Below are 21660 nucleotides of genomic sequence, written 5' to 3'. Positions count from 1 at the left end.
TAGTAATTACTTAAGATTATAAGAATTTAAAAACAACTCTTCTATTTCTATATCCACATCCTTTAAAAACTGAATAGAGGCTTCAATAGAATCATGTAATACTTCATCTGCTTTTATAAATGGTACAACTTTTCGGTATTGTTCTAAAAAGGATTCTAATAAAGGTGAGGTTTTTAAAGGTCTTCTAAACTCAATGGCTTGCGATGCATTCATCAATTCTATAGCAATTACACGCTCTACATTTTTAACTAAAGTATAGGCTTGTGTTGCCGCATTTGCACCCATGCTTACATGATCTTCTTGTCCGTTACTAGACACAATGCTATCTATACTCGCAGGTGATGCCATTTGTTTATTGGCACTCACAATACTCGCTGCCGTGTATTGCGGAATCATAAAGCCAGAATTTAATCCTGGATTATCCACTAAAAATGCAGGTAAGCCTCTTAAACCAGACACCAATTGAAAAACACGACGTTCTGAAATATTTCCAATCTCTGCCATTGCAATTTTTAAATAATCTAAGGCCAAGGCCAATGGCTGACCGTGAAAATTTCCACCAGAAATAATCAAATCTTCTTCATGAAATATATTAGGGTTATCGGTAACCGAGTTGATTTCTGTTAAAACCACTTTTTCTACAAAATCTAAAGTATCTTTTGTAGCTCCATGAACCTGAGGAATACAACGGAAAGAATATGGGTCTTGCACATGTTCTTTTTCGCGAGAAATTAACTCACTTCCTTTTAGAAACTCATTAAAACGCCTTGCTACTTTTCGTTGCCCAGGATGTGGTCTTACCGCATGTACCAAATCGTGAAAAGGGTCTATACGACCGTCAAATGCATCTAATGAAATACTCGCAATGATATCTGCCAAATAGGATGTTTTATGCGACATTAATAATAGATACACACCATATGCACTCATAAATTGAGTTCCATTTAATAAGGCTAAACCTTCTTTCGCCTCTAAAGTAATAGGTTCCCAGTTGTATTCTTCTAATAGTGTTGCTGCGTCGTATTCTTTATTTTTATGCACTACTTTTCCTTTCCCTAATAACGGTAATGCCAAATGAGCTAGAGGAGCCAAGTCGCCTGAAGCACCTAAAGACCCTTGCGTAAAAACAAATGGAAAAATATCGTTGTTAAAAAATTCTATTAGTCGCTCTACAGTGGCTAACTGTACTCCACTGTGACCATAACTCAACGACTGAATTTTTAATAGTAACATCACCTTTACAACAGATTCTGGTACACGTTCACCTGTTCCACAAGCATGAGACATTACTAAGTTCTCTTGTAATTGACTTAAATCTGCATCTGAAATTTTAACATTATAAAGTGACCCAAAACCTGTATTAATACCATACATTGGTTTTTTTTCATTGGCCAATTTTTCATCTAAATACGTCTTACATTGCTGTATCTTTTGTGCAGATGCTTCTGATAGTTTTAGTTTTTTATTTTCATAAAAAATATTGTAAATCGTTACAATATCTAAGGCATCAGAAGAAATGATATGATAATTATCCATGAAGTCTATTTTAAGGTCCTCAAAATTGAGAATTATTTTGGATTCTACCATGAAATAATTAATATTTCATTCCATTCTTATCATTATTTTAGATTCTGTATTTTTGAGATTAAATAAATTATTTTTATGAAAAAAATACTAGCTATTCTTATTATAGTCTTTTGTTTTTCGTGTAAAGAAAACACAAAAGAGAACTACACCTTATTTTCTGGAAAAATTGAAAACCCTAAAGATGTGAAAGTCTCCATCTTAAAAGGTCGTAAAAAAGTGAAAGAAATCCCTTTACAAAAAGACGGTTCTTTTGCAGATACATTAAGAATTGAATCCGGATTTTATAATTTAAGCCACGGAGGAGAAACTTCTGAAATGTATCTTACAGCACAAGACAATGTAAATGTAACATTAAACACAGAAATGTTTGATGAAACAATCACTTATACTGGCTTAGGGTCTCAAAACAACAACTATTTAGCGGCAAAATATATGGCCAACGAAAATGCCAATATTAATGTGGCTGAGTTATATACTATGGAGGAATCTGAATTTCTTTCTGCAATAAATGACATAAAAACTACAAAACTAGAGCTCTTAAATAATCAAAAAGATTTAAATACAGAATTTGCACGTATTGAAGCGCAAAATATAGAATACGATTATTTAAGTTTTATTCAAAATTATGCTTCGGGTCATAAATATTATACCAAAAACCCAGAATTTAAACCTACTCCAGAATTTTTGAAACCTCTTGAAAATTTGGACTACAGTAATCAACATGACTACACAACTATTAGTAATTATAAAAGTTTAGTACAAAATTATTACACAAGAAAAATAAATAAAATTGATAGTATTAGTGACATCTTTGAATGGATTAATAAAACTGCTTTTCCTGAATTAAAAGAAGATTTAGCTAACACTCTCCAATACCGTATCGTTCCTAATAATGAAGACAATAAGGCTTATTACGAAGGGATTATGTCTATATCTTCAGATAAAGCGTTTAAAGACAAACTGACCAAAAATTATAATAATATACAAAAACTCAGCAAAGGTCAGCCTTCTCCTAAATTTGAAAATTACGAAAACCACAACGGAGGAAGCACATCCCTAGACGATCTCAAAGGACAGTATGTTTATATTGATGTTTGGGCAACTTGGTGCGGACCATGTATTGCTGAAATCCCATCTCTTAAAAAACTTGAAACACAATACCACGATAAAAACATTGCTTTTGTTAGCATATCTGCAGATGTTGAAAGTGCCTATAACAAATGGGTAGATATGGTAAAAGAAAAGGAATTGAGTGGCATACAGCTCATCGCTGATAACAATTTTAAATCGCAATTTATTGTCGATTATGTCATTAATACCATTCCTCGATTTCTACTTATAGATCCTGATGGAAAAATTATAAATGCAGATGCGCCAAGACCTTCTGACCCAAAACTTATTGAATTATTTAATGAATTGAACATCTAAATTATTTACATCTTACACATTTTGCAAAAGCCTTCGAAAGAGGGCTTTTGGATTTCAAAAATTTTATAATAATTTTAAAATAGGCCTTATTATATTATGTCTATTTTTGCGACCTAATAAAAAAACGAGTTATGAAACGATTACTATCACTTTCCATTGCAATCTCTTTATTTGCATGTAAAGGAGAACCTAAAGATTATGTTACACTTTCTGGAAAAATCAATAATCCTGATGAAAGCAAAACACTAAAAATTTTTAAAGGAAGAGACTACGAAAAAATCATACCTCTTAACGATGATGGTTCTTTTAATGATACCCTAAAAGTTGTAGCTGGAGATTACAATTTACAACACGGAAAAGAATACGGTCAAATTTATTTAGAAAACGACAATGAAAGTGCTTTTGAAACAGACTACAATTCGTTTATGGATTCTATGGTTTTTAAAGGAGATGCCTCTGATTTAAACAACTTTTCGGTACAGTCGTTTATCATTTCTAAAACGTATTTTACAGAAGAGTTGGTCGCCTCTAATGATATGAGCCAAGTTGATGACGCAATCGCGGCTTATAAATCTGCCTACGAAGACTTAAAAATAAAATATACAGATGTAGATTCTATGCATGTTTCAATGATGGATATGAATATTGATAAAACAGTGCAGCAGATTACTAAGTATATGGAATCTAAAATGGCCAGAATTAAAGCGTTTCCTAAAGGATCGGCATCACCTGCTTTTGAGGACTACGAAAATTTTGCTGGTGGTACAACATCGCTTTCAGATTTAAAAGGTAAATATGTATATATCGATTTATGGGCAACTTGGTGTGCACCTTGTATTAAGGAAATACCGTCTTTAAAAGCATTAGAAAAGGAGTACGAAGGAAAAAACATAGAATTTGTTAGTATTTCTGTGGACGAAGGTAGAGGTTATAACAATGATCCTGCTGAAGCTTATAAAGGCTGGAAAAAAATGGTAAATGATAAAGAATTAGGTGGTATACAATTAATTGCTGATAATGGTTTTAGATCTCAATTTATACAAGATTATAAAGTTACTGGTATTCCTAGGTTTTTATTAATAGATCCTGATGGAAACATTGTGAGCGCAGATGCTCCAAGACCTTCTAACTCTGCTCTTATCAGTTTATTTAATGAGTTAAATATCTAATAGAATTTGTTTTAATATTAAAAAAGCCTGTTTAATTATCTTAAACAGGCTTTTTTTTATTGTTTTTGTTGTGTCTCTTCTTTAGGCTGCTCTGGTTGTTTAAACAAATCAATATATGCTTCACCAATCTTTTCAATAATATGACTCGCTATTAAACTTTGATAACCGTAATCTTCAAGGGAGATATCAGCAGATTTCCCATGTAAATACACAGCAAAAATAGTAGCAGCTAAAGGTGTATAGCCTTGAGCTATTAATCCTGAAATCATTCCGGTTAGCACATCACCACTTCCTGCAGTTGCCATACCAGGATTTCCAGTGGTATTAATATACATTTTATTCTTGTTAACAGTAATAGAATGTGCTCCTTTGATTAAGACAATAACATTATATTTCTCAGAGAATGCTTTAACTTTTTCTAGCATTTCAAAATCATCAGACCACGTTCCAATAATGCGCTCTAATTCTTTTAAATGTGGTGTTAATACCGTTTGCTCTGGTAACAGATTCAACAATGTTTTATTTCTAGACAAAATGTTTATACCATCCGCATCAATAACTAAAGGTATGGTATTCTTTTTCAAAAATGCTGCAAATGTCTTAACTGTATCTTCAGAAGTACCGAGTCCTACTCCAACACCAATAACAGTTGGTTGTATATCGAAATTAATATTAGAAATATGAGTTTCATGTTCATCAGTAATGACCATAACTTCTGGTACAGCGGTTTGCATACTATGATAACCACATGTAGGAATATAAACTGTTACCAATCCTGCTCCAGAATTCAAAGCAGATCTACTAGCTAAATTAACCGCTCCTATTTTACCATAGCTTCCACCTAGAATCATAACGTGTCCAAAATCTCCCTTATGTGCAAACTTTTGTCTCGGTTTGTAAAGTGGTAATACTTCATGCTTAGCAATCAATTCAACTTCCGTTTCCGTTTCTCTAAGATAATCGCGATCTATACCTATATCCAAAACTTCCCATTGTACCGTAAATTTTTGGGTTCCAGGCAAAAAGAATGCTAACTTTGGTGATTGAAAACTTAAGGTATAACCTGCATAAACTACAGCATCTTCATCATCTACAGCTCTATCTGTAAATAAACCAGATGGGATATCGATAGATAAGGTAAACGCTTTAGATACTTTAAATTTTTGAAACAAATGCTTTACCCAATCATTAGGAGGTCTGTTTAGTCCTATTCCAAATACAGCATCTACTATAATATCATCACCTCCAATTGTAATTTCAGATAAATCTTCCTTACAACTCAACATGTTTGGCCATGTTTTACTTACAGATTTAATACGGTCGTAATTAATTAAAAAATCTTTAGAACGCTTATCGCTGCAATTTACAATATAGCACACCACATTATATCCATGTGTTACTAAGTGTCTAGCCAAAACAAGTCCATCTCCACCATTATTGCCAATACCACAAAATACATGAATCGGCACTTGTGCGCCTTGCATACGTGCATGCATCCAATTAAAAATTTGTGTACCAGCACGTTCCATTAAATCTGTAGAGGAGATATTTTGGCGCTCTGTAGTTAACTTATCCCCTTCGTAAATTTGTTCTTTAGAAAATAATTTCATGTATTACTATGTGTTTTATTATAACTGCAAATATGACCTCCATAATTTAATTTTACTCAACTTAAAACTTATAATTATGAATTTGACATATAATGTTTTAAAAGATTTTGAAAATAACAAGTTTTGTTTCATTTTTAATAATAAGAAGCGGTATTTTTAACAAATCCCTAAAAAGAAACGAATTGTTTTTTTATTGTTATAAAAATAATACATTTGAAATGTAATGAAGAAAATATTTAACATATCAGCCATTTCTATTTCACAGTCTATGTGCATGTCTATGTTTATTATTTCAACAGGTATTACCCCTTGGGGTAATTTATAATATGCTCTCCGTCCCTTATTGTCTATACAGACATTTTTATTCTCTTAAATTTTTTATAATATGAAAGTTCTCAAATTTGGAGGAACATCAGTTGGTTCAGCCGAAAACATAAATAAAGTCATTTCAATTTTAGACCAACAATCTAAAACAACACCTATAGCTGTTGTAGTTTCTGCTGTTGGCGGAATTACAGATAAATTATTAGAAGCTGGCACTTTAGCTTGCGATAAAAACATAGATTACAAACAAAAATATGATACGATTTGGTCAATTCATAATAGTGTCATTGAAGGTTTATTTTTAAACACAGATAACCCAGCTACACAGCAACAGCAAGATGTTTTGTCTGATTTAATTACTGAAAAATTAAATGATCTAAAAAGCCTTCTCGATGGTATTTATCTCATCAATGAATTGTCTCCAAAAACCAAAGACAAATTATTAAGTTTTGGTGAAACTTTATCATCAACGATCATTTATCACACCTTAAAATCAAGAGGTTTAGATGCAGATTTAAAAAATTCTCAAGAGCTCATTATTACAGATTCTAACTTTAACAATGCTACAGTCAATTTTGATATTACAAATACAAATATACAATCGTATTTTAACTCAAATTCTAACGCTATTGTTCTTTTGCCTGGATTTGTGTCTAAGTCTGTAAATAATGACATTACTACATTAGGTCGCGGAGGTTCAGATTACACCGCTGCAATTATAGCAGCTGCAATGGAGGCTGACGAATTACAAATATGGACCGATGTAAGTGGTATGTTTACAACCAATCCAAAATTAGTAAAACAAGCCTCTCCTATTGTTGAGTTATCTTACCAAGAAGCTGTTGAATTGTCTCATTTTGGTGCCAAAGTATTATATCCTCCAACCGTAATGCCTGTATTAAAAAAGAAAATTCCGATTGTCATAAAAAACACATTAGATCCTAATGCTATCGGAACAACTATCACCCAAAATATTGCTCCTAATGGAAATTCTCCGGTAAAAGGCATTAGTAATATCGATAATGTCGCTTTACTCACCTTACAAGGTAATGGCATGGTAGGTGTTCCGGGTTTTAGTAAACGTTTATTTGAAACGTTAGCGCAAGAGAAAATTAATATTATTTTGATTACACAGTCGTCTTCAGAACATACCATTTGCTTTGGTATATCTGATCGCGACGCTGAGCGTGCAAAAATCGCTATCGATACCGTTTTTGAATATGAAATAGCACTACAAAAAATAGATCCGATTGTTGTAGAGACCAACTTATCCATTATCGCAGTTATAGGTGACAAAATGAAAAACCACCAAGGTATTAGTGGAAAAATGTTTAGTACACTTGGTAAAAATAATGTTAATATTAGAGCAATCGCTCAAGGCGCATCCGAACGTAATATTTCGGCTGTAATTCATAAAAATGATGTAAAAAAAGCATTAAATAGTTTGCACGAGCAATTTTTTGAAATTAAGACCAAGCAAATCAACCTATTTATTACAGGTGTAGGTAACGTAGGAGAGCGACTTATTGAACAGATAAAACAACAAAAAGCTTACTTAAAAGCCAATCTAAAAATCAATTTAAGAATTGCTGGTTTATCAAATTCGAGAACCATGATTGTTGATGATGAAGGCATTAACTTAAACCACTGGAAACACGAACTTAAAAATGGTGAAAAATCTAGTTTAGAGGGCTTCTTTGAACATGCTAAAAATCTAAACTTAAGAAATTCCGTTTTTGTCGATATCACGGCAAATGAAGCCGTAGCTAATATTTACAGTAACTATTTAAAACAAAGTATTTCTGTTGTTGCATGTAATAAAATTGCTTGTTCTGGTAAGATGGAATATTATAATGAGCTCAAAACATTATCCAGACAATACAATGCCTCATTTTTATTTGAAACTAATGTTGGTGCTGGTTTACCTGTTTTAGATACCTTGAGTAACCTCATAACCTCTGGCGATAAAGTAAACACCATTCAAGCCGTGTTATCTGGAAGTCTTAATTTTATATTTAATAACTTTAATGCAGATACTACTTTCTACGATGTTGTAAAACAAGCACAAGAAGAAGGCTATACAGAACCAGATCCTAGAATAGATCTAAGCGGTATTGACGTAGCTCGAAAAATTTTAATCTTAGCACGAGAAAGTGGTCTTGATATAGAATTATCAGAACTTGAGAGTGATAGTTTCTTAACAGAAAATGCCATAACCTCTAATACGGTTGATGATTTCTTTAAAACACTAATAGAAGATGAAGGCTATTACCAAAGCCTATTCAAATCTGCGCAAGAAAATAATTGCCAACTAAAATTTGTTGCTGAACTTAATGATGGCAAAGCAAAAGTGGGTTTAAAAGAAATTCCTGAAGGTCATCCGTTTTATAACTTAAAAGGAAAAGATAATATAGTTATGTTCTATACCCAACGTTACCCAGAACAACCTTTAATTGTTAAAGGTGCAGGTGCAGGTGCAGATGTTACAGCCTCTGGATTGTTTGCTGATATTATTAGAATCGCTAATAACTAATTTAATGAATAAAGAAATTAGAATATTTTCTCCGGCAACTGTGGCTAATGTAGCTTGTGGTTTTGATGTTTTAGGTTTTTGTCTGGATACCATTGGAGATGAGATGGTAATTAGACAAACCGAACAAAAAGGAATTAAAATTACTGCAATTGAAGGTTATGATTTACCTTTTGAAGTCGAGCAAAATGTTGCTGGAGTTTCTGCTTTAGCTATGTACAATTCGCTACAACCAGATTGTGGTTTTGAAATTGAAATTTATAAAAATATAAAACCTGGTAGTGGTATTGGAAGCAGTTCTGCGAGTGCAGCAGGTAGTGTTTTTGGAATGAACAAATTATTAGGAAAACCATTAAATAAAACACAACTCACCCACTTTGCCATGAAAGGGGAAGCTTTAGCGAGCAAGTGCGAGCATGCAGATAATTTAGCGCCTGCTATATTTGGAGGATTTACACTGGTAAAAAGTGCCTCACCATTGCAAATTTTGCAATTGCCTACTCCATCAGATTTATTTGTCACTTTAATTCATCCACAGATAGAAATTAAAACTTCAGAATCTAGAGCAATTTTACCCAAAGAAATTCTCTTGCAAAATGCCATTATACAATGGGCAAATGTAGGTAGTTTGGTCCATGCATTGCATACTTCAAACTACGATCTAATTAAAGATGCATTATGCGATGTGGTCATTGAGCCTTATCGCAAACAATTAATTCCACATTTTGATGACGTTAAAAACGCAGCCATGAAAGCAGGCGCATTAGGTTGTGCAATATCTGGTTCTGGACCTTCAATTTTTATGTTGAGTAAGGGAGAAGATATTGCCAAATCAGTCCAAAAGGCAATAAAAAAAGTCTATGCGAAAACAAATATTGCATTTGAAACTTATGTTTCTAAAATTAACACTGAAGGTATAAAAACAATATTATGAACTATTATTCACTAAACAAAAAAGCTCCTAACACAACCTTCGAAGATGCCGTTGTAAGAGGACTAGCGCCAGATAAAGGTTTATATTTTCCTGAATCAATTACACCATTAGAGCCTTCCTTCTTTGAAACCATTGAAGACAAATCAAACACCGAAATAGCTTTCGAAGCCATAAAACAATTTATAGTTCCCGAGATTCCGGAAGACGTTCTTAAAACAATTATAGAAGATACGTTAAGTTTCGATTTTCCAATAGTCGACGTGAGTGAAAACATATCAACTTTAGAACTATTTCATGGCCCAACAATGGCATTTAAAGATGTTGGTGCACGTTTCATGGCGCGTTGTTTGGGATATTTCAATAAAACCAACACCAAGAATGTTACCGTTTTAGTCGCCACTTCTGGAGATACTGGAGGTGCGGTTGCTAATGGTTTTTTAGGAGTGAAAGGGGTAAATGTGGTTATTCTATATCCTAGCGGAAAAGTTAGTGATATACAAGAAAAACAACTCACTACCCTTGGTCAAAATATTACGGCGTTAGAAGTTGATGGTGTTTTTGATGATTGCCAAGACATGGTAAAAAAAGCATTTATGGATTCAGATCTAACTAGCAAAATGCAACTTACGTCGGCGAATTCAATCAATATTGCACGTTGGTTACCTCAACTTTTCTATTTTATGTTTGCATATAAACAGTTAAAATCTAGAAACAAAGCCCTTGTCTTTTCTGTTCCTAGCGGAAATTTTGGAAATATTTGTGCTGGTATGGTAGCTCAAAAATTAGGCTTACCTATTAAACATTTTATTGCCGCTAATAACGCGAATGATACGGTTGTAAATTATATGCTTTCTCAAACGTATACACCCAAACCATCTGTACAAACTATTAGTAATGCCATGGATGTTGGTAATCCGAGTAATTTTATTAGAATACAAGAACTTCATCAAAATGATTTTGATACGCTTAAAGCAAATCTCTCGTCATATAGCTATACAGATGAAGACACAAAAGCTGCACTTTTAGAGCTTTATAGCGATTATAATTATATAGCAGATCCACATGGTGCTGTAGGTTATTTGGGTGCTAAAGATTACCTAAAAAAGAATGAAGCTCATGTGGTATTTTTAGAAACCGCACATCCTACAAAATTTTTAGATGTCGTTGAAGATGTTATAAAAGAAAATGTAGATTTACCTGAACAGATAGAAGCGGTTATGCATAAAGAAAAAGTAGCTATTGCTGTTAATTCTTATGACGACCTGAAAGGTTTTCTACTAAGCTAACGACTGTTATTTTAACCCATATAATTATACTATTAATGAAACATCCCTTTATCACAAGCCTAAGTTTAATACTCCTTCTAGTCTCTTGTAAAAATGACATCCAAACAAAACCTGAAACGAAAAAGAGTAAGGTTACGCAAAACTTATCTCCAGAATTTGAAAACAAAGGACATGAGTTAGTCTATAAGATGGTGCAAAATGCAGGAAATTATAATACGCTCAGGGCACTTAAAGATGTAACTTATACATATACCTACCAAACTCCAGACGGAAAAACGGATCGTTCTAATGAAAAATATATTTTTGACGGTGAATTATCATATGGAGCTTATCAAACACACGAGCGCACATTACCTAATTTAGAAGGCTTAATAGAACAAGGCTTTGATGGATATAACTACTGGTTAAAACATAATGGAGACGTATTAACAGATGATACCTATTTAAAAAGAGTAGCATTTAACAGACCTACAAATTTTTATTGGTTTACCATGTTTCAAAAATTATTAGATCCTGGTCTAAATTATGAGTATATTGAAGAGAAAACCATTGAAAATAAAACTTATGATATTGTAAAAATTACGTTTAATTCAAAAGACAATAAGCCAACAGACATCTATCAATTATATATTAATAAAAAGACTGCTTTAGTAGATCAGTTTCTTTTTACTGTGGCAGATTTTGGTAAGATGGAAACTCCAAACTTAATGGTTTTAGACTATGAAACTATTGAAGGGCTACAGATACCTACAAAACGAAAATATAAACTTTCAACATGGAATGCCGATGTCAGCGACGCACCATGGGTTAATGTAAATTGGACCGATATTAAGTTTAATACAGGTTTAACACCCAAAGATTTCAAAATATAAACCACCATTCATTGTTCACTCACCCACATTTTAAAACGGAAAGATTACTTATCAGACCAATTGATAAAGATGATGCAGCATTTGTTTTAGAATTAATGAAAAGGCACTTCCTCAGTTGGAAAAATATGGCTATGGAAACAATGTTATTGTAAAAATTTAAGATCAGACTAAATTGGGTACTTGTGGTTTATATCATAGAGAAGACCGTGAAGATCCTGATATAGGTTTCGCTTTTCTACCCAATTTTATAGGAAAAGGATATGCCTTTGAAGCTGCTCAGCGTTTAATGGTTGCGGCTAAAGAAAGTTATGGATTATCAGATTTAAGTGCTTATACTCTTAACACCAATTTAGGATCCAAAAAACTATTAGAGGGCTTAGGGTTTAGTGTAAATGGCCTAAGCCGATTACCAAATAATGAAGAAGAATTACTGCATTACTTTTGCACGTTAACGGAAGTCCTATAAGGAATAAATTAAAGATTCATGGCGAAAACGCTTTACACCATTTATGTTATAGAGTTATCAAAGCGTGTATATACCAAGAACGCAAAATTTAGAAATGCTAATCCACAGTTTAATGGAGTTTTAGAGTGTTTGTATGTTGGCATGACTAGCAAAACACCTAAAGAGCGATTCTTACAGCATAAAACTGGCTATCGAAATAAAAATGGCTATAAATTATCGGCCAACATTGTTGAAAAATATGGCACCTATTTACGTCCAAGTCTTTATAATCATATTGATCCTTTTGTTACAAGAGCTGAAGCTTTAAAAGCCGAAGAACAAATTGCGCTAGAGTTGCGACGTGAAGGTTATGCCGTTTGGTATAATTGATGAAATTTTTACTTTTACATTAAACCATTTGTCACCGACAAAGTCTAACTTTAATTAACTGAACCATACATTTTGAATATTTTAAAAACCAAAACTCTCAACCCTCTAGTATATGTCGTCTTGACATTTATTTTTTTTATAAGTTGTAAAGACAGCACCCCTGAGGTAGCAGAAAAAAAATCCACAAAACTCAATATTACTCAAGAAATTCCAGTGTATGATTTTAGTGAATTTGAACCACTACTCTACACGGATTCTAATACAACGTATCTCATCAATTTTTGGGCAATGTGGTGTGCGCCTTGTGTTAAAGAATTACCATACATTGAAGCCTTAGCTGCTAAACACCCAGATGTAGAAATTATTTTAGTAAGCTTAGATTTTCCAAAAGATATAGAGACAAAACTTAAACCTTTTTTAAAGAAAAAAAATATAACTCAAAAAGTAGTACTATTGGATGATCCGGATTCTAATACTTGGATAGACAAAATAGATCCTAATTGGTCTGGTGCCATTCCATTTACTATTATATTTAATAAAGATGAACGTTTGTTTTTTGAGCGTTCATTTGAAAATTTAGAAGACATAGAAAACCAATTCAAAAAACTTAATTAAAATAAAAAATGAGAAGAATTAGTGTATTATTCGCCATAATCGGTTTATCCGCAAGTGTACTTATATCATGTAAAAATGAAGCAAATCAACAAGGAGAATCTTCTGCTGAAAATCAAAAAAGAGAACATAAAGGAGAGCGTCCGCCTCACAATGGAGACCACAAAGAACCACCACATGCTGGTGATAGAAAAGGTCCACCTAGAGGAGGTAGCCCAGAACAAACCAAAACACTCGAAGAAATAGGCGGTTATAACATTGGTGATGTTGCTACTAACTTTAATCTAAAGAATGTAGACGGCTCTATGATCTCTTTAGATCATTTTGAAAATGCAAAAGGATACATTGTAACCTTTACTTGTAATGAATGTCCGTTTTCTAAACTATACGAAGACCGTTTAATTGCATTACATAATGAATATGAGCCGAAAGGTTATCCGGTTATTGCTATTAATCCAAATAGTCCTGAAAACGAAAAAGAAGGCTATGAAGCTATGCAAGCACGTGCTAAAGACAAAGGATTTACATTTCCCTACTTAGTAGACGAAGGTCAAAAAATCTATCCTCAGTATGGAGCCGTAAGAACACCTCATGTCTTTTTATTAGATGCTGAACGAAAAGTGCAGTACATTGGTACAATAGATGACAACGCTAAATCACCAGAAGATGTAAAAGTCAACTATGTTAAAGATGCCATTGAGGCTTTAGAAAAAGGAGAACAACCTAATCCAAATTTCACAAAAGCGATAGGCTGCCCTGTAAAAGCTAGCAAAGCATAATGTAACTCCTTATAATGATAAAAAAACAGCATCCAATCGATGCTGTTTTTTGTTTTGAGAATACTCCAAATACATCGTTATCCTATAACTTATTCCTTTTTAATTGTTATTTTTATTTCAAATTAAGTCGTCATTTACAAATGAATGATTATCCAAATATAGCTTTTAAGAGTAGCGAAGGATCTACAGATATTGAGTGTATTCCATTAACTGAATTATTTTCAAGGATAAAAAAAGATCCCAATCATAATCCACATCAGCCACATCGCATTTCTTTTTTTGCTTTATTAATTGTAACGGAAGGCACTGGTGTACACCAAATAGATTTAAAAACCTATAAAATCAAAAAAGGTGCTGTCCTTAAAATTGCAAAAGGTCAGGTTCACGCTTTTCAAGACTATCCTAAATACGACGGTTATTTGGTATTATTTACAGAAGACTTTGTTCTAAAATATTTCTCAAAATCTTCAATTGATTTTATTTCGCATTTATACAACTATCATATTTCAGATCCGTTAGTTGAAAACAGTTCTTTAACCGACTTTTTCTTAGCGCAACTTACCTCAGAAATAGAGAGTAAATACAGTTATGCTCAAAAAGAAATTATTGCTAAAATATTAGAGCTTTTTCTATTAAAATTAGAGCGTGAAGCTCATAAAGTACCTTTAGATACCTTTAATAAAAAGCACCAAAGCCTTTTTATTAATTTTAAAAATTTGGTAGAAAACAACTATACTAAAACCCGAAACGTCAAAGACTACGCTAAACTACTCAACATTTCCACAAAGCATTTAAATACCATAGTGCGAGCAAGCACTTTAAATACGGCGAAACACTTTATTGACCATTATGTTGTTTTAGAAATTAAACGGGTTATTTTTAGTAGCACACTAAGTCTTAAAGAAGTAGCCTTTAAAAATGGGTTTGATGAAGTTACTAATTTTACCAAATTTTTCAAAAAACATACAGGTGTTTCACCTAAACACTTTAAGTCTTCTCTATAGAATAGGTTTCATATTTACCATTTTTAACATCGCATTTACCTTTTACAATCTTAGATATAATAAGACCTTTGTTAAAAACAAATTATTATGAGCGAAGTTGCAAAATGCCCTACATGTGGTAGCCATTCTAGAATAAAAGTAAAAGATGGCCTTACGGTTTATAAAGCCGTCCAAGATGAAGAAGCTTTCAAAAAGATTCAACAGATGAAAAAAGCAATGGAAAAATTTAAATCCAAAGCCGAAGCTCTTCAAACGGAGTTAGACGAACTAAAATCTAAACATTCATAATTATGAACATTGCAGTAACATCAGCCAGTGGTCATTTAGGTACAGCCATTGTAAAGGCACTTTTAAAAGATACTAAAGCCGAAAACATCGTAGCCATTGCGCGTACACCCGAAAAAGCAAAACATTTAGGTGTAGAAGTTAGAAAAGGCGATTATAATAGTCGTGAAGATTTTGATGCAGCATTAAAAGATATTGATGTTGTATTATTGGTGTCTGGCATGGACGAACCGCAGAAAAGAATTCAACAACACCGAAATGTTATTGAAGCAGCCAAACAAAACGGAGTACAAAAAATAGTATATACCAGTATTGTTGGGGCTGAAGAAAACAATGCTTTTAGTCCTGTAGTTCAAAGTAATCGTCAGACAGAAGAAGATATTCGTAATTCAGGATTACAATGGGTTATTGGTAGAAATGGTATTTATATTGAACCTGATTTAGAATATATAGACACGTATGTAAAAGAAGGGGAAATAAGAAATTGTGCCGATGACGGAAAATGTACGTATACCAGTCGTGAAGAGTTAGGTGATGCGTATGCAAAACTATTGTTAGAAGAAAAACACAATGGTAAAACTTATAATTTAGTTGGCGACGCTATTACTCAAAAGCAATTAGCAGAGGCTATTAATAAGGTGTACGACACCACTTTAGATTACAATGCGGTTTCTATAGAAGCCTATAAAACAGATAGAATATCGGAATTAGGTGAGTTCCTTGGTACTATCATCACAGGTATTTATGAAGGCATAAGAAATGGAGACAATAATGTCCACTCTGATTATGCCGAAGCTGCTGGAAGACCGCATAAATCGGCTTTACAGTTAGTTGAGCGTTATCACCAAACTCATGTAAAAAATAAAAAATAAGCCAATTGAGCCTTTTAGAAAATATATTAAAAACCGTGGTCTTAGAACAAGCGACTATTATAGAAAAAATGGTACTTTCTAAAGGCACGTATGGTCTCCGTCTGCAAAATGATAGTATAATTAAAACCCATTTTACACCTGGTAGCTTTTTAAGAATGGCTATCGGTATAGGTAATGAAAAACTGTCTATGAAAGACAAAATACGAAGTTACAGCGTATGGGATATTGATAAAACTGAAGGCATAATTGATGTAGCCATTGCTACACATAGTAACGGAGTTGGTGCAGAATGGGTAAAAAACTGTAAAGAAGGCGATACGGTATATTACAAATGGAAAAAAGGCAATTCTATTGCCGATGATTCGGCTGATAGCTATATTATGGTAGGTGATCTTTCTGCCCTATCGCATTTATATATGATTAACCGAAATATAGGCAATAACAAACAAATAGAAAGCCTCATATATAATGCTGATAAAGCTGAATTATTTTCAGATACCGATGGGAGTTATCCGCTTAATTTTTTTGAATTACCAGAAAACCCATACCAAGAAATTATCGCTAAATTAAAAACCATAACACCAACTCTAAAAGGTAAAACAATGGCTTATATTGCTGGAGACAGCAGAACATGCTTGGCATTACATCACTTTTTTAGAAAAGAATTAGGTTGGGATACAAAACGCATAAAAACAAAACCTTTTTGGAACCCTGAAAAAAAAGGACTAGAGTAATACTTAGAAAATATAAACTTAATAATTTCCCTAACGCTTCCTACTAACGAAAAACAGCACCGATTATGGTGCTGTTTTTATTTTATATCATTAATATTCTGTCTTAACAGAAATCATTTATCTCGAATAATTTGGAGCTTCTTTTGTGATGGTAACATCATGTGGATGACTTTCATTGATACCAGAACTTGTAATTTTAACAAACTGTCCGGTTTCCTTTAAAGTTTCTATATCCTTTGCACCGCAATAGCCCATACCTGCTCTAAGTCCACCGATAAATTGATGAATACTTTCAACTAATTCTCCCTTGTATGGCACACGACCAACGATACCCTCTGGCACTAATTTTTTAATATCGTCTTCAACATCTTGAAAGTATCTATCTTTACTACCTTGCTTCATGGCTTCAACAGATCCCATACCTCTGTAAGACTTGAATTTTCGTCCTTCATAGATAATCGTTTCACCTGGACTTTCTTTAGTTCCTGCTAACAGCGATCCTAACATTACCGTATCGGCACCTGCAGCAATAGCTTTAGGAATATCTCCGGTATAACGTATACCACCATCTGCAATTACAGGCACACCAGATCCTTTAATAGCCGCAGCTACTTCTAATACTGCAGAAAACTGAGGAAAACCAACTCCAGCCACAACTCTGGTTGTACAAATCGATCCTGGACCAATACCAACTTTTACAGCATCGGCTCCCGCTTCAACTAAATATTTAGCCGCTGCACCTGTAGCAATGTTTCCTACGATGACTTCAAGCTTAGGGTACTTCTGTTTAATTTCTTTTAAAACAGAAACTACACCTTTTGTATGCCCATGGGCTGTATCAATTATCACTGCATCTACTCCTGCACTTACCAAAGCAGAAGCTCTATCTACAGCATCACCAGTAACACCTATAGCAGCTGCAACACGCAAACGACCGTAGGAATCTTTATTAGCATTTGGTTTCTGCGTTACTTTTGTAATATCTCTAAAGGTAATCAGTCCCTTTAAAATGTAATTATCATCTACAATTAATAATTTTTCAATTTTATTCTGTTGTAGAATTTGTTCGGCATCTTTTAAAGAAGTTCCTACAGCAGCCGTCACCAAATGTTCTTTGGTCATAACATCTATAATAGGTTTATCGTTTTCATGTTCAAAACGTAAATCTCTATTAGTTACAATCCCTTTTAAAGTACCGTAATCATCTACAATTGGAATACCACCAATGCTATGTTCAGCCATATTTGATTTGGCATCAAAAACCGTGGCAGTTAATGGTAGGGTAACAGGATCTATAATCATACCACTTTCGGCACGTTTTACACGACGCACTTTATCGGCTTGTTGTTCAATAGTCATGTTTTTATGCAATACACCTATTCCACCTTCTTGCGCCATGGCAATCGCCATTTTACTTTCTGTAACCGTATCCATAGCTGCAGAAATTACAGGAATGTTAATGGTTATATTTCTAGTAAATTTAGTAGTAATACTAACTTCGCGAGGAAGAATTTCAGAGAATGCTGGAACTAAGAGTACGTCATCATAAGTAAGACCTTCTCCAACAATTTTATTTTCGTGTGCTGTCATTGCAATTAAGATTTAATTGCGCACAAAGGTAAGGATTATATATCAACCAAGTGGGCTAATCTTAACATTTGAACATTATTTTAAGATTAATTTTCAATTTAAGACCTAAGAACTTAAAATCGTCAATGAACAAACCAAAATTAGTTTAGAATAAGGCGGTAATCTATATCATCTACCGATATGAATTTTATGAAATGGTTTTCTTCATAGTCATCATAACTCAATAGCGTTTGCAATTCTTTTAACTCTTGCCTGTTAAACATTATCACCAGATTTTCCTGTGTAGAAGGTAATGGAATTTTTCTTTTAACGGTATAATCATCATATTTTTCTTCCCAATATTCGGCATCAATTTGATCTAAATACAATTTTAAACGCTCTAATTCGTCTTGTTTTAAAACAAAAAACAAATTATTATATGCTAAGTGAAAAAGATCACAATCGTTACAATATAATAACTCTCCTCCATTTACTTTAGATAATACTTTTATGTTTTGGCACATGGTTTCAACTTTTAATAACAGTCCATTTTTAATTGGTTATTAGCTTCAAACGTACTTAAAGGTGTGTTGAGTTGTTTTAGGGTGATGGTATGAATGGTTTCTAATACTCTATTTTGCATCGCTACAGATCCACAAATCATAACCACACCATTAGCTTTTAAAACCTTACTGATTAACTCTTGGTGGTTCAAAATAAGATCTTGTACGTAAAATTTATCTTTCTGTTCTTGTGAATAAGCCACTTTAAAGCTAGTCAACGTTTTTTTATATAAGGCTGCATCAATGAAAGTCTCATACATTCGTAAAGAATCTTTGGTACGTCCGCCCCAGAATAAATGTGTTTTTATAGCTGTTCGTTGCTCGTTTATCATTCCTAAAAATGGGGCAATTCCTGTTCCATTCGCAATCATTACTACCTCTTTGGCATCTTTTGGAAAATAAAAATCTAAATTGTGCTTTACCTGAGCATTGACAATCTCATTAATTTTTAAATTATTAAAGTAATTAGAACAGACGCCAAATTCGTGTTTTTTAATGCTTAGAAGAATGTCTTTTTCAATTTTTCCGATGGAATATTGACGTTCTATAAAATCGACCTCAGGATAAAGTGACAACAAATCACCTGAGGTAAACTTCACCTTTTTAGTTGGTCGTAATTGCACTAAAAAGGAATCATCAATGTTGGGCTCAGATTTATGAATCACCTTAAACGCCTTTAATTTTTTTAAATTGATTTGAGGTTTTTGAAACTTAATCTTTAAATCGTGATGGGTTTGAGCATTCCATTGCGTTATCCAAGATTTAAAAGCCTCAAAAGATTGGTTGTTAATTTTAAATAGTGGCAAGTGTTCCGTGAAATACGTTTTATTTTGAAACATCGCATCGACATCTATGGCGTATTTACAATATTCCGGATACATTAACGACCCAAAACCTACAACGGCATAGTGAAGGGGTTGCTTCTGCTTAACATTTTGAAATAATTTTACAAAATTTGAAGCACTAATAGGCGCTTCACCTTCACCATAGGTTGCGGCAAAAACGACGAGATATTTTGCTTTATCATAAGTTGAATAGTCGTTTAAAGTCGCCATAAAAACTGAATGCCCTACATCTATTAAAGCATCATAAAATAGCGTTGCCGAACGGAATGTGTTTCCCGTTTCCGAACCTATTAAAATGATATATTCTGCTTCGTCTTTTTTAAATATATTCTTAATTTTTGACGTCGATTTTCGTCGTCTTAGTGTCATGGCAAAGCCAGAATACATAAAGAACATTATCGCTACACATGCCAATAATAACACTATTGCCCAGATGATGGTGCCTTGACCTGTATGTAAAATTAAACTCCAATACGAAGCCAATGCCACAAATGAGATATCTTGATGGCTAACAATGGCGCCAGTATATTGATTGACGAGCAATTCTTTATCGTTGAGCTTAACGGTGAAATAATCTTCAATATCATCCGAAAATGGAAACTCTATATGCGTTACATTTTTTAATCTTGTATTTTGAAATAAAGGAATATCTCTTAGTAATAACCGCTGTTCTACCTCCTCTTGTTCAGGATACTGATGTGAAATTTTACTATCTGGTAATACATCGAACTTTTCGAGCGAGAGAAATACACCTGTGAGCGTAATTATCACTATCGGAATTAAAGCATATTTTCCGATGACCACATGGTAATATTGTTCAAAATTCTCTTTTACGACTTTAGAAAAGAAACGTTTAATACCTCCTTGTCGTTTTAATATTAATTTGATTCCTGTGACTGCAATAACAAACAATAAAAACGATACCACACCAATTAAAACACGACCTGTTGTTTTTAAAAATAAGGACCGATGTAAGTTTGTAGCGAATTCAAAAATCGGTGCTTTCTTTATTAGATCACCTAATTTTTCGCCTGTAATAGGGTGCACATAAAACGTTTCACTTTCTCCTTCTTTAGTAATTACAGAGGCTATTAAGAAATCGTTTTTATCTTTTTCTAAAGTAAAGACTTCGTCATACTCTTGTTGCAAAACGCTCAACGTTTGGGCCAGAGAAACATCTTCTGCCCCATCTATAGCATACGGCTGTATTTGATTTGAGATAGGCTCAAATGCCAAAATAGCACCTGTTACCGATGCTATTAAGATGAATAAAGACGACATAATAGCCAATACTAAATGGCTATACCTCCAAATGGAAATGGTCATATTATTAGTTTTATTGAGGCATCATACGAATGTATCGGATAAACCCAGATCCTTCTACTTTAGACTTTACACTCTGTGACGTTAGCTCTAGCTCTACATCACTTTCGTAATATTCTTGGTCTTCAACTGCTGATTCAAAACGAAGTTTATAACCTTTATCTAATTTATCGTTATCGATTTCAATAACATTAATGGTACGTTCTCCTCCACTTACAGTAGCACCAGTAATAGCATCAATATCAGTACGACGTTTTCCGTAAAAACTCCACCATGACTCTATAGTGTTGTACCATTCATCATCATCACCTATGACGTTTAAAGTCTCTATATACTCGCCTTCCGGATTTAACAAAGAAATCACGATATATGCACCTTCACCTGTATAGTTTGTCATTTGAATCATACATTTATATTTTGTAGATTCTACTGGTTTTGTAAAAGATACCAGACTAAATACGATAACACACAACAGGGCTATTGAACGTAAATTTTTCAT

The 21660-nt window shown here is 33.3% G+C and carries 20 protein-coding genes; 14 read left to right on the top strand and 6 right to left on the bottom strand.

Going from position 1 to position 21660, the window contains the following annotated elements; translation table 11 throughout:
• Window positions 1–6: 6 nt before the first annotated feature.
• Window positions 7–1536, bottom strand: coding sequence for a histidine ammonia-lyase (gene hutH / locus C8N41_RS12125; protein ID WP_092447422.1), 1530 nt, complete (start codon window positions 1534–1536; stop codon window positions 7–9).
• A gap of 126 nt (window positions 1537–1662) precedes the next feature.
• On the opposite strand from hutH, the gene C8N41_RS12120 reads away from it, so the two are divergent.
• Entirely contained in the window at window positions 1663–3015 is a 1353-nt protein-coding gene (locus C8N41_RS12120; RefSeq protein WP_115839440.1) for a TlpA family protein disulfide reductase, read from the top strand.
• 131 nt (window positions 3016–3146) lie between these two features.
• A complete protein-coding gene (locus C8N41_RS12115) occupies window positions 3147–4184 on the top strand; it encodes a TlpA family protein disulfide reductase (RefSeq protein WP_115839439.1) in 1038 nt (345 codons plus the stop codon).
• Between the two features lie 56 nt (window positions 4185–4240).
• Here the strand turns inward: C8N41_RS12115 and C8N41_RS12110 are convergent, their stop codons facing one another.
• A complete protein-coding gene (locus C8N41_RS12110) occupies window positions 4241–5794 on the bottom strand; it encodes an NAD(P)H-hydrate dehydratase (protein WP_115839438.1) in 1554 nt (517 codons plus the stop codon).
• A gap of 385 nt (window positions 5795–6179) precedes the next feature.
• On the opposite strand from C8N41_RS12110, the gene thrA reads away from it, so the two are divergent.
• The 12 genes from thrA (at window position 6180) to C8N41_RS12050 (ending at window position 16861) form a co-directional block, all read left to right on the top strand.
• The gene (gene thrA, locus C8N41_RS12105; RefSeq protein ID WP_115839437.1) at window positions 6180–8651 is read left to right on the top strand and encodes a bifunctional aspartate kinase/homoserine dehydrogenase I; all 2472 of its coding nucleotides are present in this window, start codon (window positions 6180–6182) and stop codon (window positions 8649–8651) included.
• Between the two features lie 4 nt (window positions 8652–8655).
• Window positions 8656–9582, top strand: a complete 927-nt coding sequence (locus tag C8N41_RS12100) for a homoserine kinase (protein WP_115839436.1) — start codon at window positions 8656–8658, stop codon at window positions 9580–9582.
• Window positions 9579–10868, top strand: a complete 1290-nt coding sequence (thrC, locus tag C8N41_RS12095) for a threonine synthase (protein ID WP_115839435.1) — start codon at window positions 9579–9581, stop codon at window positions 10866–10868. The genes C8N41_RS12100 and thrC overlap by 4 nt, the downstream gene beginning before the upstream one ends.
• A gap of 35 nt (window positions 10869–10903) precedes the next feature.
• Window positions 10904–11740 (top strand): DUF6503 family protein, encoded by an 837-nt coding sequence (locus C8N41_RS12090; RefSeq protein ID WP_115839434.1) that lies wholly within the window; start codon window positions 10904–10906, stop codon window positions 11738–11740.
• A 172-nt stretch (window positions 11741–11912) separates the two neighbouring features.
• The gene (locus tag C8N41_RS12085; RefSeq protein ID WP_115839433.1) at window positions 11913–12206 is read left to right on the top strand and encodes a GNAT family N-acetyltransferase; all 294 of its coding nucleotides are present in this window, start codon (window positions 11913–11915) and stop codon (window positions 12204–12206) included.
• Window positions 12207–12224: 18 nt separating this feature from the next.
• Window positions 12225–12575: a ribose-5-phosphate isomerase gene (locus C8N41_RS12080; protein ID WP_115839432.1), complete on the top strand. Its 351-nt coding sequence runs from the start codon at window positions 12225–12227 to the stop codon at window positions 12573–12575.
• 120 nt (window positions 12576–12695) lie between these two features.
• Window positions 12696–13190, top strand: coding sequence for a TlpA family protein disulfide reductase (locus C8N41_RS12075; RefSeq protein WP_115839431.1), 495 nt, complete (start codon window positions 12696–12698; stop codon window positions 13188–13190).
• Between the two features lie 8 nt (window positions 13191–13198).
• On the top strand, window positions 13199–13966 hold the full coding sequence (locus C8N41_RS12070) for a thioredoxin family protein (RefSeq protein ID WP_092447412.1): 768 nt from the start codon (window positions 13199–13201) through the stop codon (window positions 13964–13966).
• Window positions 13967–13980: 14 nt separating this feature from the next.
• The gene (locus tag C8N41_RS12065) at window positions 13981–14970 is read left to right on the top strand and encodes a helix-turn-helix domain-containing protein (RefSeq protein WP_249033270.1); all 990 of its coding nucleotides are present in this window, start codon (window positions 13981–13983) and stop codon (window positions 14968–14970) included.
• A gap of 87 nt (window positions 14971–15057) precedes the next feature.
• Window positions 15058–15258 carry a hypothetical protein gene (locus C8N41_RS12060; protein ID WP_115839429.1) on the top strand — a complete coding sequence of 67 codons (201 nt, stop codon included), beginning with the start codon at window positions 15058–15060 and terminating at the stop codon, window positions 15256–15258.
• Between the two features lie 2 nt (window positions 15259–15260).
• Window positions 15261–16127 carry an SDR family oxidoreductase gene (locus C8N41_RS12055; RefSeq protein ID WP_211318199.1) on the top strand — a complete coding sequence of 289 codons (867 nt, stop codon included), beginning with the start codon at window positions 15261–15263 and terminating at the stop codon, window positions 16125–16127.
• Between the two features lie 5 nt (window positions 16128–16132).
• The gene (locus tag C8N41_RS12050) at window positions 16133–16861 is read left to right on the top strand and encodes a siderophore-interacting protein (protein WP_115839427.1); all 729 of its coding nucleotides are present in this window, start codon (window positions 16133–16135) and stop codon (window positions 16859–16861) included.
• Between the two features lie 117 nt (window positions 16862–16978).
• Here the strand turns inward: C8N41_RS12050 and guaB are convergent, their stop codons facing one another.
• From guaB to C8N41_RS12030, 4 genes are all read right to left on the bottom strand, one after another.
• Entirely contained in the window at window positions 16979–18451 is a 1473-nt protein-coding gene (gene guaB / locus C8N41_RS12045) for an IMP dehydrogenase (RefSeq protein ID WP_115839426.1), read from the bottom strand.
• A 140-nt stretch (window positions 18452–18591) separates the two neighbouring features.
• Window positions 18592–18954, bottom strand: coding sequence for a DUF6686 family protein (locus C8N41_RS12040; RefSeq protein ID WP_115839425.1), 363 nt, complete (start codon window positions 18952–18954; stop codon window positions 18592–18594).
• Window positions 18955–18965: 11 nt separating this feature from the next.
• A complete protein-coding gene (locus tag C8N41_RS12035; protein WP_211318198.1) occupies window positions 18966–21164 on the bottom strand; it encodes a PepSY domain-containing protein in 2199 nt (732 codons plus the stop codon).
• 10 nt (window positions 21165–21174) lie between these two features.
• A complete protein-coding gene (locus tag C8N41_RS12030; protein ID WP_115839424.1) occupies window positions 21175–21660 on the bottom strand; it encodes a DUF2271 domain-containing protein in 486 nt (161 codons plus the stop codon).

Source organism: Winogradskyella sediminis (assembly GCF_003387355.1).
GTDB classification, from domain to species: domain Bacteria; phylum Bacteroidota; class Bacteroidia; order Flavobacteriales; family Flavobacteriaceae; genus Winogradskyella; species Winogradskyella sediminis.
This window is presented reverse-complemented; position numbering and strand designations above follow the sequence as displayed.